This window comes from Streptomyces sp. NPDC056835 (genome assembly GCF_042789485.1).
Classification (GTDB): Bacteria; Actinomycetota; Actinomycetes; order Streptomycetales; family Streptomycetaceae; genus Streptomyces.
In genome coordinates, this window is the sequence record NZ_JBHUBB010000044.1 from 44,609 (window position 1) to 59,538 (window position 14,930).

The following is a 14,930-nucleotide window of genomic DNA, read 5'->3' on the forward strand; positions in this document are numbered from 1 at the left end:
CTCCCTTCGTTGGAGTGCTGGCGTGGTCGCTGTTCCGGGGCTGGGAGGGGTCCGGGCAGGGGTGCCCCGGACCCCTCTAGGCCCCACTACTTCGCAGGTCAGACCCCTCTATGGGGGGTCTCTACCGTGGTAGAGGGACCCCTCTAGATGAGAGGGCCCGGCAGCGGGGGCGGGAAGGGGGGTCAGGCGGGGGTGCCGGTAGAGGGGGAGGGGTCTACCGCCCGCGCGGCCAGGAGCAGTTCCTCAGGGACGGCCGCTTCGAGATCGGCGCGGCGGTACCCGGCGAGGTTCTTGCCCTTGATGTTGATCTGCTTGGTGGTCCGCTTGACTCCGGCCGCGTCGAGTTCGGCGGCGAGCTTGTCGAGATCCCAGTCCCCGTACCGGTCCTCGTCCGCGTTGACGAGGCGGGCGAGGAGATCGACGGAGTGCAGCCGGTCGGAGTGCCGCATCACATCGAGCACGTCGGAGAGAACGGGCGCGATGGTGACACCGGCGCGTCCGGCGCCGGCCGCGACGTCCCCGGCGGCGTCACCGGTGATCTGCCCGAGCGGTTCGCGCAGCGCGCGGCCCTTGAGGCACAGGGAGTTGAACTCCGCTGTGGTGAGCAGGTCGTTCTTGACGGTGGCGTAGGAGGCGGGCCCGGTGACCAGCACCGTCACACCCTTGTGCTCCTCGGACAGAAGGGAGGCGTCCGCGCCCATCGCGGCCTTCCCCGACCCCAGGACCATGTCCGACGACGTCTTGTCGGTGACCTGGGTGCAGCACCGGATGGTGATGATCTCCCTCAGCTTGGTCGGCACGGACTTCGCGTCGGGGCGCTGGCTGGCGTAGTTGGAGATGAACCCGGCGGCCGGACCCCTGCGCGCGATCCGTCCGAGGTCGTCCACGACGGCCTCCCGGTCCTTGTCGTCCATGGCGAGGAAGGCTTCTTGCAGCTCATCGACGGTGAGGAAGATGAACGGCATCTTGTACTTCTCGATGATCTGCGGGGTGAGCTTGCCTTCCGGGCAGATCGAGGTGGGCAGGCCCCGGAACAGGGCGAAGCGCCGTTCCATCTCCGCGAGGAGGTCGGCCAGCATCTCCTTGAACGCCTCGATCGCGTCCTCCTCGGCACCGAGCACGAGGCGGTGGGCGACGTGCCGCATGCCCATCCAGTCCTGCCCGCCCTTGAAGTCGGCCACGTAGTGCCGCACCCACGGGTCCAGCAGACCGGCCGCCGTCATCAGACGCTGCGTGAACGTCTTGCCCCGGCGGGGCAGTCCGCCGAAGAACATCGACTGCCAGATCACCGGCACCGACACCCGGTTGCCCCGGGCGTCCGCGCCGAACGGGACCGCGTCCCAGATGGAGAACTTCTCCATCGTCGCGAGCGGGGACGGCGTCGGGTCGGCGAGGTAGGGGTCATCGTCCGCCACCCACATCGACACCCTGCCCGCGTTGCCGCCCTTCGCGGCGCGGACCCGGGACATGATGACCTGGATCTCATCGACCCCGAGTTCCTGCGCGATCACCTCACGCTTCGCCAGGACATCGGAGGCGGTCTTGCCGCCGCCCCGGGGCATGTCGAAGATCACGGCCCAGCCACGGCCGTCCCGGACCGGGCCCATCGAGCACGACACACGCGGAGCGTCCTTCTCAGCGTCCTTGCCACTGCCGCTTTTCAGGAGGCCGGCGGCACGGAGAGCGTCGTTCAACTGCTGCGCGGACATGTCGACCTTGAGCGGCGGGGCACCCTGATCGAGGAGGTGGGTGTCCTTGCCGCGTCCGAGGTAGGCGAGCGGGGTGATGACCGCGCCCGCGATCCCGGCCTGCGCCATCGGATCGAGGAGCGCGACACCGATCGCGGACGTGGCCACGACGACAGCCGCGGCCCCGAACCGCCACCGGCGGGTGCGGGTGCGTTCCGCGTGCGCGACCTGCAACCGGGTCGCCAGCTCCACATCCTCGGGCTTGGCCTTGGCCTGCGCGCGCAGTGCCTTGACGGCGGCGCTGTGGTCCTGCGCGGACAGGGTCGGCCACAGTCCCACGGTCGCCCGGTAGAAGCCGCGCGCGGCCAGCAGCACCGTCTTGAACAGATACTTCGGGGTGCGGATGCCGTGGTAGCGGGTGTGCCACCAGGTCAGCCGCGCGAGGGCTTGGGCGTTGGCGAGGACGGACGCCTTGGAGCGGGCCCACACCGGGAGAACCGGGGCGTCGGGCACGGTCAGCCAGTCGGCCAGCGGATTGTCCGGCCGGTCAACCGCCTCCACCACCGCCGCCGCGTCCTCCACGACCGTACCGCCGGGGTCGTCGGGGGTGGTGGGCTTGACCAGCGTCACCGGGGAATCGGACGGGTCCGGGGCCGGGCGGTGGTCATCGAGGTGATGAAGACTTCCCATCTCGGGCGCCTCCGTCGCGAGTTCAGTCATGATGGATGTCTCCTGCTCTGCCTGAAAGGCGGGCGGGTGGGCCCGGGGCGGCCGGACTTCCTTGGCCGGGATACGGCCGCCCCGGGGCGTGGTCACCTGCGGGTCTTGGCGGCGCGCTCTTCGCGCCGGCGGGCGCCGTCGATGATGCGGTCGACCTTGCGTTCCAGGTCGCTGCGGTCGATGTCCTCGCTGACCGCGCACCGCTTCGTCATCCGGACCACCAGGACGGCGACCCTGGCCTTCTCGCCCACGGTCAGCTTCGGCTCGGGCTGCTGCTGTGCCACGACGTGTCTCCGATCCGGGCCGGACTGTCCGGTCCTCTGCCGACCCCCGGCGGTGCATGCCGGGGAACGACAGAGGACCGTCAGCGCCGACGCCGGGCCTTGGAGAGGGTCTTGGCAGCCGCCTTGCCGTCCGTGCCGCCCACCGAGCGGACCACGGTGACCAGGCCCCACGCGGTCGCCACGACCACCAGCGCGACGACAGCGAGAGAGATGGCCATCGACGTGATCGCGGCGATCAGCACCGGGCCGAAGTACACGCTGGCGCCCACGGCGCCGGCGCCGATCCCGGACCCGAGCGCGACGCGCTGCACCGTCCGGTCAGGTGCGGCTTGGTGGATGTGGACGACCTGAGGAACGGCCGACTGCGGGGCGACGGCGGGCAGGGCCGCCGGATCGATGTAGGCGTGCGTGCCGTCCGGGAGCTGGACGACCGTACGCGCGGCGGGGAGCTGGTCCATGGTGCCTCCGTAGCGGTGTCGGCGGTGGGTGGTGCGTGCCCCGGGCCGGAGTCGATCCGGCGCCCTCACGGCGTGGATGCCGGGGCTGGTGGGGTGTCCAAGGGGGCTGGTGGGAAGGGCCGCTACAGTCGCGGCATGGGGGGATTGGACGTCAAGGTGCGCACCAAGCCGTGCAGGTGGTGCGGCCGTCCGTTGAAGCAGCGCCGTTGGTGGCGGCCGAAGCGGTACTGCAACCGCTGGCACGCGGTGAAGTACCAGGTCACGAACCTGATCGGGAACGTGCTGGACAGCATCTGAGCCGGTCAGGCGGCGCGCTGGTCTTCGGGGTAGGCGCAGGTCACGCACATGCCGAGTGACGGCGGGATGCAGTACCCGGCATCCGTGCGGCACTGGGGGCAGGTGCGGCGGGCGCGCATCATGGCGTCGTGTGCGCGCCACCGGCCTGGGGTCATCGGCCGTACGGGCTTGGCCTGGTCGATCCGGTAGAGGTGGGCGACCAACGGGGGCCGGCGTCGTCGCGGCCGTTCGAGTTGCGCGGCCACGCCCTGCCCGCCGGGCCGCAGTCCCTTGGACCGGAGTTGACGGAGGGTGGCGTAGCCGTCCGGGGCCATGCGCCACCGGAAGACCGGCAGCGTCCCGCTCATGCCGCCACTACGCGCTTCCATGCGGCCCTCAGCCGGGTCTCGGATGCGGAGTGGCCCGCCGCGCGGAAGCGGCTCGCCATCTCGCGGTAGGACAGAGCGGGGGACTCGCTGTGACGGATCTGATCGACCAGCAGGTCCAACGCCTCATCGGTGAGCGCGGGGGCAGTCTCCAGCGCGAGCGGCCCGACCGCCTGCGTGGGACCCCAGACAGGCAGTTCCCAGCGGGGTGTGACGCCGGGCGTGACGGGGGCCGTCACGCTGGTCAGCGCCCTGCCCGTCTCCTCGCCCTGCCGTGCCTTCTCCAGCGTCGACCACGCCCCCGAGAGGGCTTTGGCGGTTTCGGCCTGGACGCGTGCGACGCGTGACCCGGCCTGCGTCACGGCCGTCAACCGCGTCTCCTCCGTGGCCGCCTCGGCACGCAGACGGGCGCGGGCCACGGCCGCTTCGTCCCGGGCCTCCTGCTGGATGCCCTGGATCGCGTCCAGCGCCTCCCCGGTCAACGCGGTCCGCTCCCACAGACCGTGCACCAGCCACAGCGCTTTGGCCGCGATGGGGAGCCAGGAGACGGCGAGCCACGCGCCGGGCGAGTCCTCCCCGAGCGCGTGCGCCACCAGAACACCGGTCGCCACCACGCCGAAGCACCAGCCGACCGCCGTCACGGGGGTGGAGTGGTCGCCCTGCGCGGCGAGGCGCCGCTCATACGCGAGGGTGGCCAGCCACCCACCGTCCAGCCCGAGCCCGACGACCACCGCGACCTGCCACGGCATCGACTCCCCGAGCCACATCACGACCACGGCCAGAGTGAGAACCATCGACACGACTGTCATCGCGACGGCGGGCAGCATCGTCTTGGCGGCGGGCGACATCATCTTCATGCCGCACCCCCCGACCGGCCGGCCGCCGCAGGCTGGGTGTCCGCGAACGCCCGGAGGACGATCTCGGCACCACCGAAGCGGGTTTCGGCGGCCAGGACACGGGTGCGGCCGTCGCCCTGCACATCGAACGTGACAGCAGCCGGGGCGATCCCCAAAGCGTCCCGCCACGACTCGAAGGCGGCGAAGGTCCCGCCCGTCCCCTCCGTTTCGTGCAGGGAGAGGACCAGCCGCTCGGGGAAGATCGTGGACATGTCCACGCACGGCGCGGGCAGGTGCCCGAACTCGGCCGCGACCAGCCGCAGCGCGCGCATCGGGACGGTCAGGGCGTCCAGGGTCAGGGTGTCGCTCATGCCGCACCCACGATCGCGATCACGGCGGCCACGATGAGCAGCACACCGGCCACGCACGTCAGATCAACCGCGCGCCGCAGGTTCGCGAACTTGCAGACGGCGATCCGGGACAGAGCCGCGATGTGCTGTGCGCGCTTGTCCTCGTCCAGCTCCGTGCGGATCTCCTCGGCGGTGAGTGTCGCCCACCGGGGAAAGCCCACCGGCCGGGCGCCACCGAGGTTCGGGCGGACCGCCCGCAGCAGCAGACCGGCCGCGGCGACCAGCAGCGCCACACCCGTGCCGCCGACCACCAGCGCGCCGGCGGGAAGGGACACGTCCTTGGCGACCGTCCAGACACCGGCCAGCAGCGCGCCGATGAACGCGAGCAGTAAGCCCGTCTTGTTGTCGGTCCGTGCGATCTCCGCCTTCACCTCCGCGTGAGCAGCGGTCAGGCTCGCGTCCAGGTTGGCGCTCACGCGGCACCCCCGGACACGGTCACCGCAGCGGCGGACTGGTTCGAGAGCTCCCGGCGGGCGGCCAACACCCGGCGGCGGGCCCGGCGGATGCGGCGCGTGTCCAGCTCGGTGGCCGGCCGGTCCAGCGTCATGATCTGCGCGTCGAGCAAAGCGATCTCCGCCGCAATGACAGGCATCTCCAGCTCGATCGCGTCCAGTTCGGCATCCGTCGGCTCAAGCCACGGCGCGAACGCTGTAACGGCGTCCAGGGCAGTAATGTCATTCATGGGTCGTGCACTCTCCTCAGCAGGTGGGAACGGCACGAGCCGGCACCCCCGGAGTTACCGCTCCGGGGGTGCGTGCCGTTCATGGGGGAAGCGCCCCGAGCCGGATTCGATCCGGCGCCCTCACGGCGTGATGTCGGGGCTGGTACTGCATGTCTCCTTCAGGACTGAGTCCTGGCGTAGGCGTATGGAGACGTGACCTTTCGGTCTAAGCCCTCCGGTTAATGACAAGGCGCCGGGTCGCCTCCCCCCGTCCAACGCGGGGCTCCTGGTCGTGCAGTTCGAAGCAGCCCAAAGAAGGGCCCTTCGCGGTGTCTCCGCTGCGTTCGCGGCGACATGAACTAGCTTGCACTAGCTCAAGCTGGCGCGCAACCTCTCTGGGGTAGCGCGTTAGCTTGAGCTAGTCGGTACCCTCGGTGTCATGACCGCCGTGACGAGCGACCCAAGATCCAAGCCTGTGAGGCTGGCAGAGGCGATCCGTGACCGGATCGGCAAAGGCGTATACGCCAACGGCAAGTTGCCGACAGTCAAAGAATTGACGAAGGAGTTCGGGTACGCCGGACAGACCGTGCGAGACGGTATGGCCATCCTGATCAATGAGGGGGTGGTCATTTCCGCTGGAAGTCGCGGATACTTCGTCTCGGGAGGCGACGCGGAAGCGTCAGGCTCTAACGGTGACGTGACCGAAGAAATCAAGGAAATGCGCCTCCAGATTCAGGCATTGACTGAACGGGTCACCGCCCTTGAAGAGCGAGACCATTCGGGTGGTGCGTGATCTGGAACAACCATGCAGCGCACGGAAGTTGGGGAGTAGGTGACAGCCCGGGGGCGGCGACCTGGACAAGGGGACACCCTGGGTGTCCCCACCCCGTCCCCTTGCCTGTCCCCCTGAGCAATAGGGAAGACTCGCGCGGTAGGTACCCCGAGGAGGGCGAATGAGCGACGACAGGGCTTCATGGGCGCGGCGCATCGCATCAGAGCGGCTCGCGCGCGACTGGTCCCAACTCGACGCGGTCCGGGCGCTACGGGCCCATGCCGCCACAGAGCTTCCATCCGACGAAAGCATGGTGCGGCAGTGGAAGCGCTGGGAGTCTGGCGCCATGCCGGGGGACTTCTATCGACCGATCATCGCAGCTACATTCGGGACGGTTACGGCCGCGCTGTTCCCGGAGCCCGGACGCAGAAACGGGGAAAATGAGATCCTAGCCGCAAGCGGCATGGAAACCCTCGAAATCGTCAGTCGACTCAACAGGTCAGACGTAGATAACGCCACTCTGGACGCGCTCCGAATCACGACAGACCGTCTCTGTTCGGAATACCCGTTCATGCCGAGTGAACAGCTCCTCATTGAGGGTCGGCAATGGCTGAGGCGGGTAGTCGAACTTCACTCAAAGAGCCTTACTCTTGCGCAGCATCGTGAGGTACTGGCGCTTTCAGGATGGCTCGCTCTCCTCGTTGGCTGCGTGGAGTACGACTCCGGAGACCGTCATGCGGCAGAGTCCACCCGGCAGGCCGCTCTGTCGCTGGCCACCGAATCGGACCACGCTGAGGTCGCAGGATGGGCGCACGAAATGCGTGCCTGGTTCGCTCTGACCACGGGGGACTATCGGGGCGTCATCGCGGCGGCTCAGGCCGGCACGGACCGGGCACCCGCTCACAGTGTCGCGGTCCAGCTTGCGGCGCAGGAGGCCAAGGCGTGGGCACGACTTGGGGATCGCCGACAGGTGGAAGTGGCACTCGATCGCGGTCGGCGATTGCTTGAAGGGATGCCGCACCCGGAGAACCTTGACAACCACTTCGTGGTGGATCCGGCGAAGTTCGATTTCTACGCGATGGACTGCTACCGCCTCGTCGGCGAGGACAAGCTTGCGCGGACCCTGGCAGACGAGGTACTGAGAGCCGGCACGGACTTCGATGGCACGGAGCGCGCCCCGATGCGCAATGCGGAAGCACGGGTCACGCTCGCTGTCACGGCGGCGCGCGAGGGAGACCTTGAACAGGCACTGATCTACGGTGAGCGCGCCCTACAGGGTGAGCGGCAGTCCATTCCGTCACTCATTATGACCAGCCGCGAGCTAGCCGCAGAAATGAGGCGGCGCTACAGCGGAGAGCCTGAAGCAGAGTCGTACCTGACTCACCTTCGTGACCTTGGGCAGGCAAAGCCTGGTTTCCTGCCGCAGTAGAGGCCAGCAGCACCGTGGGGCCCTTTTCCGTGACTGGGAGAGGGCCCCACTGCTGTGTCCACTCTTGGGCCGCCGAACGATGGCCAATGACGACCAGCAGAGTCAGCGTTCGTGTGAGCGGCGTGTGAGAACGAGGGATTGCCAGCTCCCGACGCGCGTTTGCTGAGGTCAGAGCCACATTGCCGCACTACGCGATCATGCCCTCCGGAGCCGTGTGCGCAGGTTCGAATCCTGCCGGGGGCACTTGGAAGATGGGAACGGGATCGGGCGTTATGCCCTGATCTCTGGATCCGGGTGCCATGATCGGACGCCAGCACTTCGGTGCGGGCGTCCGTTTCTTTGTTCCCCTTGTCCAGCTCGCGGGTGATGGACCTCAGTGCGTCAACCATGTGACCCGGGATGGTCACCCGCAGCGCGAGGTCTTCGCGTGGTCGGCTGTAGCGGAAATCCAGACCGAAGGCGTCGTAAAGCTGCCGCTTTTTCTCTTCAGGGACGCTCGTGAGGTCGATGTCCAGGCAGGGGAGCGCGTCGAGCGAGGTGGCGGTGGATTGTGTGGCGCTGGGCTCGGGGATCTCAAGGTGGGCCAGCTGCTCGGCCAGGGCCTTTCGCCGTGCGCTCAAGGTCGCGTGCTCCTTGCGGATGCCGTCGCGGAAGGCGAGTTCTTCCGCCGTTCGAGGGCGTGATCTGGAAGTTCCGTTCGGGAGCGCGGTGGCGGGAGATGCCGGAGCGGTTCGGTGCCTGGTCCACCGTGCACAACCGGTTTCGGCAGTGGCGGGATGCCGGGGTCTTCGAGGCTCTGCTGGAGGGAGCGATCGCCGAGGCGGCTGGGCGGGGCCGGGTGGGCCTGTCGCTGGTCAGCGTGGACTCCACGACTGCCCGGGCCCACCACGACGCGGCCGGGATGCGTTTGGAGGAGTGCGTCCTGGACGCGTTGGAGAAGGCCGCCGTCGAGGCGGAGGCGGCCCGGCAAAGGAGGGTGAGTGGCCTGATCACCATTGACAACTCTGCGCCACAAGCCTTTGACTCTGCGAAGTTGTATGACTTCTGTGAACGTTGGGGCGGGGATTTATGGGTGGGGTGCCTGGGAGTCGTGATGTCCAGACAGGCAGACGCAGAGGTGGTCGACCGACCACGGGCGGGCTGGCAGGCGGACTCGCTGTCGTGCTGGCGGCGAGTCTTGTCCCGCTGGCGGCTCCGCTCGCGGTTGCGCAGCCGTCGGCGGTTGCGCCTGGTGTGTCCCATGCCGCTGGTGCGGATGGCGACAGTCTGAGCGAGGCCACCACTGATGACGCGCTCGCCGAGGCGAAACGTTTGGGCAGGCCCGTTGAGGTCGGTTCGCTGCGCGGTGAGCACAGCGACGTGTACGCCACGCCTGACGGCTCGTTGGAGGCCCGCGAGTATCTCCTAAGCGTCTGACCGACGTCACCACGCAGACCCTCAACGCGGACGGCACCTACAGCGAGGTCGACTCCTGGCGACTCGATCACAGCTGGGGCATGGCCGACACCGACTACCAGCTACTGCTCGACTCCGTCGAGCACACCGGTCAGTCGGCGACCCCGGCCATCCGCCTTCCGAAGACCACCTTCGCCTACACCCAGCTGGAGAACCGGCTCGACAAGTCCGGTGACGGCTACGCGCCGTTCGTCAAGTCCCGCCTGTCCGGCGTGGCCGACGAAGCGGGCGGCCAGATCAGCGTCAACTACTCCGATCCCACATGTAATTGGAACAGTCTCCCGACCCCGCAGACGAACACCACACGTTGCTTCCCGCAGTACATCGGCGGCAGCACCTCGGACGATCCCGAGCGGCAGTGGTTCAACAAGTACGTCGTCACCTCCGTCGCCAACACCGACCGGACGGGCGGAGCCCCCGACGGAGTGACTCGCTACCGGTATCTCGACGACGCGGCCTGGCACTTCGACGAAGATGACGGCCTGACCAAGGAGAAGCACCGCACCTGGTCCCAGTGGCGCGGCTACGGCCAAGTCCGTGTCCAGACAGGTGGCCAGCTCGACCCCGACGCCATGAAAACCCAGCAGGACTCGTACTTCCTGCGAGGCATGGACGGTGACCGCAAGGACACGGGCGGCGGCACCAAAACAGTTTCCGTCTCTCTCGGGGAGGGAGAGGGCGACCCGATCACCGATCACACCTCAGCGGCCGGTTTCAGCTACAAGACGGTCACGTTCGACAAGCCTGACGGCAAGGTCCTCACGAAGTCGGTCAGCCGCCCCTGGCACCACGAGACAGCGAAGAAGGTACGCGACTGGGGCACGGTGACCGCCAACTTCACCGGCACCTCCACCACCAAGAGCTGGACCTCTCTGGACAACGGGGCCGGTGCCAAGTGGCGCACCACGTCGACCGCGACCAAGCAGGACACCGTCGCGGGGCGCGTGACCCAGGTGGACGACCTCGGCGACGACGCCACATCAGACGACAACCAGTGCACGCGTACCACCTACGCCACGAGCGCGGGCGACACCATCCTCACCCTGCCCTCCCGCGTCGAGACCGTCGCCACGGCCTGCGACGCCACCGCCGACCGGTCCAAGGACGTCATCTCCGATATTCGCACGGCGTACGACGGCGGTGCCTACGGGGACATCCCCACCAAGGGCGACGTCACCGCGACAGCGACGTTGAAGACCCACGACGGAACCAAGGCCACCTATCTGGAGTCCGGAGCCACCTATGACGGCTACGGCCGTGGCCTGTCAGGCACCGATCTGGCCGCCAACGTCACCGCCAGCGGCGACAGTTCACCAGTACGTACCACCCGCGACGACGGCCGTACCACCACCACGAGCTACACCCCGGCCACCGGCCTCCCCACACGGATCACCACCACCACACCCCCCGCCAAGGCTGGGGACGCCACAACGGCGCAAACCACCACACAGGATCTCGGTCCTCGTGGACTGCCGGTGAAGGAGACCGACACCAACGGCAAAGTCACCGAATCCACCTACGACGCACTCGGCCGGTCGGCCAAGGTCTGGCTCGCCGACCGACGCAACACCTCAACCCCCAGCTACGAGTTCACCTACCTCATCGAGGACGGCAAACCCGCTGCCGTCAGCACCAAGACCCTGAACAACGAGGGTGGGTAGATCACCTCGTACACCCTCTACGACGGCTTCCTGCGTGAACGGCAGACCCAGTCCCCGGGCCCTGACGGCGGCAGCATCCTGACGGACGTCTTCTACGACGAGCGCGGCCAGGCAGCCAAAACCTTCGCCCCGTACTACTCCACCGGCGCGCCCTCCTCCGTTCTGTTCAAGCCCGCCGACGCAATGTCGGTCGAAACCCAGACCCGCACCACCTTCGACGGCCTGGGCCGTGCCACACGGACTCAGCAGATCGCCGGAAACGCCGATGGCGGCACCGTTCTCAACACCACCACGACCACCTACGGCGGCGACCGAACCACCGTCATCCCGCCCGTCGGCGGCATCGCGACCACCACGCTCACCGACGCCCGCGGTCGTACCACCGAACTCCGCCAGCACCACGAACGCAGCGCGAGCGCGCCGTACGACACCACGGCCTACGGCTACACGTCGCGCGGCGAGCCGGCCAAGGTCACCGGCCCCTCCGGCAGTATCTGGAGCTACACCTACGACCAGCTGGGACGCAAGACCAAGGACGTCGACCCCGACAGAGGCACCACGACGAGCGTCTACGACGACCGCGGCCAACTGACCTCCACCAAAGACGCCAACAACAGCACCCTCGTCAACATCTACGACAACCTCGGCCGCAAAACGGAACTGCGCGAAGGCAGCGCCACTGGCGCCCTTCGTGCCAAGTGGGTCTACGACACGGCCACCGACGCCAAGGGAAAGCTGGCCGAATCCACCCGCTACGTCAACGGCCAGGCGTACACGTCCAGAGTCACCGAATACGACCAGCTCTACCGTGCCAAGAAGACCGCGGTCGTCATCCCCGGGACGGAAGGGAAACTGGCGGGGACCTACGAGACGGGGACGCTCTACAGGCCCTCCGGGCTTGTCGGCTCCGTCAGCTACTCAGCCGCAGGAGCCCTGGCCGGCGGTTCGGTCAACTACAGCTACGAAGAGCGGACCCTGCGGCCGATCAGCGTCTTCGGCCAAGGCATGACCAGTAGTGTCAGCTACAGCCTCACCGGCAAGCCACTCGTCTACCAAATGGGCCTGACCAGTGGCGGTAAGAAGTCGCAGGTCACCAACTCCTATGAGAAGGGCACTCAGCGGCTCGCCATCTCCCGCGTGGACCGCGAAGAGCAGAGTGGCGTCGACCGGCATGTCACCTACCGCTACGACGAGGTGGGCAACGTCCTGTCGATGGCTGACGTTTCCCGCACCGGAACCGACAACCAGTGCTTCGCCTATGACCACCTCGCCCGGCTGAGCGAAGCCTGGACCCAGAACACCACCACCTGCGCCGCTGCTCCGCTCGCTGACAAGATCGCCGGCCCGGCCCCCTACTGGCAGAGCTACACCTACGACAAGGCCAGCAACCGCGCCACCGAAACCCAGCACAACCCGGCCGGTGACACCAGCAAGGACATCAAGCGGACGTACGCCTACCCCGGAGCGGGTAAGCCGCTGGCCCACTCACTGTCCTCCATCACCACCACCGGCCCCTCAGGCACCATCACAGACAGCTACGGCTACGACCCCACCGGCAACACCACCACCCGGCCGGGCCAGAAACTCACCTGGGACGCGGAAGGCCACCTCGCCAAGGTCACCGAAGGCGACAAGACCACCGAATACGTCTATGACGCCGAAGGCAATCGCCTCATAGGCCGTACGCCCACCGAAACCACTCTCTACCTTGGCCACACCGAAGTCACCCTCGCCAAGGGCGCCGGCGCGGCCAAGGCGACCCGCTACTTCGACCTCGGCGGCGGCCAGAACGCCATCCGAAACGACGACGGCACCTTCGCTTTCACCATCGCCGACCACCACGGCACCGGCCAACTCGCCATCAACGCCACCGACCTGGCCCTCACCCAGCGCCGCACCCAGCCTTTCGGCGCACTCCGCGGTGACCCGCCGAAGACCTGGCCCGGCACCAAGGGCTTCGTCGGCGGAACCGACGACACCAAGGCCACCGGTCTCACCCACCTCGGCGCCCGCGAATACGACCCCGTCACCGGTCGCTTCCTCAGCGTCGATCCCCTCCTGCAGACCAACATCCCCCAAACGCTCAACGGGTACAGCTACGGCGCTCAGAACCCTCTCACCAACACCGACCCCAGCGGCCTCGGCCTCGCCTGCGGCGGCGCCGGCGGAGCGGGCGAAGCGTGCCCCACCACCGCCGAAGGCGGCAAGGGCAATGGACGACCCGGCGAAGCTGTCAGCGGCCCACCCGCCAAACAGCACCCATGCACCGGTGGATACTGCGGTGGGGACAGCAACGGCTCCGGCAAGAGGAATTCCTCGGAAGGTTCAAGCAGCCAGCAACCCACACTGGCCGGAAAACCAATTCCAACCCAGCAAGAACTCTTCGCTCAAAGCTACTCCGCCTATCCGGACGCCCCGTACACCCTCATGCTGATGAAGTGGGCCGAGGGCCAATGCCTGGACGACCCTGACAGTGGAGTTTGCAACGCAGCCCACGACCTCGGATGGATCAGCCCCACCAAGGACTTCCTTGAACTGATCGGAGTCCGAGACGTAATACGCTGCGTCGGCGGCAGCGTAAGCGGCTGCGTATGGACTGTCGTCGGCGTCCTGCCCGTGGGAAATATCGGCAAGGCCGCCAAGCTCCTGAAAGGGTGCAACAGTTTTCTACCGGATACTGAGGTGCTACTGGCTGACGGAACCCGTAGGAAAATTGCCGATGTCAAGGTTGGCGATAAGGTCTTGGCGACAGATCCTGAAACCGGCGAGACAGCAGAGAAGACGGTAACTGCTGAGATATTCGGTGAAGGGCTGAAGAAGCTTGTCAGGGTTACCGTCGATCTCGACGGCAAGAGCGGAGGCGGAACCGCGTCAGTCACAGCGACCGACGGACACCCTTTCTGGGTTGCGGAACTCGATGAGTGGATCGACGCCACCGACCTTGCTCCGGGGCAATGGCTCAGTACGAGCGCCGGATCACTCGTCCATATCACCGCCGTCAAGCGCTGGACCCAGTCGGCGAAAGTTTACAATCTGTACGCGCTGGAGCCACGCCCGTCCTTGTTCACAACAGCAACTGCCCGACAACCCCAGTTGGCGGGAGGGGGACGAACTTCCGTAATCTTTCGCCAAATGAACCGGCAACAATCGCGGGGCGCGATTACACCGGATATGCGATTGACCGGATGCAGGAGCGCGGTCTCATGCCGTCGGTAGTGGAAAACGCGATTCGTGTCGGCGAAAGCATGCCAGGGAAGCGGGCCGGGACAACGGCCTACTATGAAGCGGAGAATCATGTGACGGTGATTACGGATACCGCGACTGGGCGGGTTGTCACCGTTAGCTCCGGAAGGATCAAGCAGTGAGTGAGAGTCCCAATGTGCAGTGGCTGCGCGAAGGTGTACGTCAGTCGATTCAGAAATACCGTGCCGGTGGGATTGCACTCCGGATTCTGATCGACGACCTCGACTCGGTTTCGTCGGATCTTGAGGGATCTCCATTGGGCGAGGACCTTCGCTCGCATTGGTGGGTCCTTGAGGAGATCTATGCTGTTGCTCTTGATCGAGGTGATCTTCAAGAACTGCCTCGCGACGACGAGCTGGCTATCGAGGAGACCCTCGATGCGCTGGAGCGGCTGTTGAGATAGATATGCCGCGGTGAGCAGTGATCGATAGGACCGTGCTTGGACCGGTCGGTATCGGTCAATCCGGCTGGTTGACGTGCGGATACGGGAAGCGGGCCGCCGTCATCCGGAAATTTCAGACCAGTAGCAGCAGCAAAGTTGAGGCCCCGCCAGGTGACTTGAGTTCTAGTGGTCCTCGCAACACCCCAGCTCAGGGGATGCGATGGACTTCGAGATCCGGGACCGGACGGTCAACCGGGGGCGTAAGAAGC

General features: G+C 67.0%; 12 protein-coding genes and 2 pseudogenes. 6 read left to right on the forward strand and 8 right to left on the reverse strand.

The features are described from left to right. Nucleotides 1–182: 182 nt before the first annotated feature. The 3 genes from ACFRMN_RS34595 to ACFRMN_RS34605 form a co-directional block, all read right to left on the reverse strand. Nucleotides 183–2,408, reverse strand: a complete 2,226-nt coding sequence (locus tag ACFRMN_RS34595) for a cell division protein FtsK (protein ID WP_383027439.1) — start codon at nucleotides 2,406–2,408, stop codon at nucleotides 183–185. 92 nt (nucleotides 2,409–2,500) lie between these two features. Further along, nucleotides 2,501–2,692, reverse strand: coding sequence for a DUF6257 family protein (locus ACFRMN_RS34600; protein WP_383027442.1), 192 nt, complete (start codon nucleotides 2,690–2,692; stop codon nucleotides 2,501–2,503). Nucleotides 2,693–2,772: 80 nt separating this feature from the next. After that, entirely contained in the window at nucleotides 2,773–3,150 is a 378-nt protein-coding gene (locus tag ACFRMN_RS34605) for a DUF6251 family protein (RefSeq protein ID WP_383027445.1), read from the reverse strand. Nucleotides 3,151–3,285: 135 nt separating this feature from the next. Between ACFRMN_RS34605 and ACFRMN_RS34610 the strand changes: the two genes are divergently transcribed. Next, on the forward strand, nucleotides 3,286–3,447 hold the full coding sequence (locus tag ACFRMN_RS34610) for a hypothetical protein (protein WP_383027448.1): 162 nt from the start codon (nucleotides 3,286–3,288) through the stop codon (nucleotides 3,445–3,447). Nucleotides 3,448–3,452: 5 nt separating this feature from the next. Here the strand turns inward: ACFRMN_RS34610 and ACFRMN_RS34615 are convergent, their stop codons facing one another. Genes ACFRMN_RS34615 through ACFRMN_RS34635 form a run of 5 tightly spaced genes read right to left on the reverse strand, consistent with a single transcriptional unit; the run spans nucleotide 3,453 to nucleotide 5,740 of the window. After that, on the reverse strand, nucleotides 3,453–3,794 hold the full coding sequence (locus tag ACFRMN_RS34615) for an RRQRL motif-containing zinc-binding protein (RefSeq protein ID WP_383027451.1): 342 nt from the start codon (nucleotides 3,792–3,794) through the stop codon (nucleotides 3,453–3,455). Continuing rightward, on the reverse strand, nucleotides 3,791–4,669 hold the full coding sequence (locus ACFRMN_RS34620) for a protein spdB (protein WP_383027454.1): 879 nt from the start codon (nucleotides 4,667–4,669) through the stop codon (nucleotides 3,791–3,793). Before ACFRMN_RS34620 ends, ACFRMN_RS34615 begins: the two co-directional genes overlap by 4 nt. Then, nucleotides 4,666–5,019 (reverse strand): hypothetical protein, encoded by a 354-nt coding sequence (locus tag ACFRMN_RS34625; RefSeq protein WP_383027456.1) that lies wholly within the window; start codon nucleotides 5,017–5,019, stop codon nucleotides 4,666–4,668. The genes ACFRMN_RS34620 and ACFRMN_RS34625 overlap by 4 nt, the downstream gene beginning before the upstream one ends. After that, nucleotides 5,016–5,474 (reverse strand): Pycsar system effector family protein, encoded by a 459-nt coding sequence (locus ACFRMN_RS34630; protein WP_383027459.1) that lies wholly within the window; start codon nucleotides 5,472–5,474, stop codon nucleotides 5,016–5,018. The genes ACFRMN_RS34625 and ACFRMN_RS34630 overlap by 4 nt, the downstream gene beginning before the upstream one ends. Continuing rightward, on the reverse strand, nucleotides 5,471–5,740 hold the full coding sequence (locus tag ACFRMN_RS34635) for a DUF6284 family protein (protein WP_383027461.1): 270 nt from the start codon (nucleotides 5,738–5,740) through the stop codon (nucleotides 5,471–5,473). The genes ACFRMN_RS34630 and ACFRMN_RS34635 overlap by 4 nt, the downstream gene beginning before the upstream one ends. 418 nt (nucleotides 5,741–6,158) lie before the next feature. Between ACFRMN_RS34635 and ACFRMN_RS34640 the strand changes: the two genes are divergently transcribed. From ACFRMN_RS34640 to ACFRMN_RS34660, 5 genes and pseudogenes are all read left to right on the forward strand, one after another. Further along, the gene (locus tag ACFRMN_RS34640) at nucleotides 6,159–6,512 is read left to right on the forward strand and encodes a GntR family transcriptional regulator (protein ID WP_383027463.1); all 354 of its coding nucleotides are present in this window, start codon (nucleotides 6,159–6,161) and stop codon (nucleotides 6,510–6,512) included. A 160-nt stretch (nucleotides 6,513–6,672) separates the two neighbouring features. Next, nucleotides 6,673–7,920 carry an XRE family transcriptional regulator gene (locus ACFRMN_RS34645; protein ID WP_383027466.1) on the forward strand — a complete coding sequence of 416 codons (1,248 nt, stop codon included), beginning with the start codon at nucleotides 6,673–6,675 and terminating at the stop codon, nucleotides 7,918–7,920. A gap of 547 nt (nucleotides 7,921–8,467) precedes the next feature. Beyond that, nucleotides 8,468–8,896 (forward strand): annotated as a pseudogene (locus ACFRMN_RS34650) (transposase); the annotation flags it as partial. Nucleotides 8,897–9,314: 418 nt separating this feature from the next. Further along, nucleotides 9,315–14,107 (forward strand): annotated as a pseudogene (locus ACFRMN_RS34655) (polymorphic toxin-type HINT domain-containing protein); the annotation flags it as partial. Between the two features lie 290 nt (nucleotides 14,108–14,397). After that, complete coding sequence (locus tag ACFRMN_RS34660) at nucleotides 14,398–14,682, forward strand: hypothetical protein (RefSeq protein ID WP_383027470.1); 285 nt, start codon at nucleotides 14,398–14,400, stop codon at nucleotides 14,680–14,682. Nucleotides 14,683–14,930: the final 248 nt, after the last annotated feature.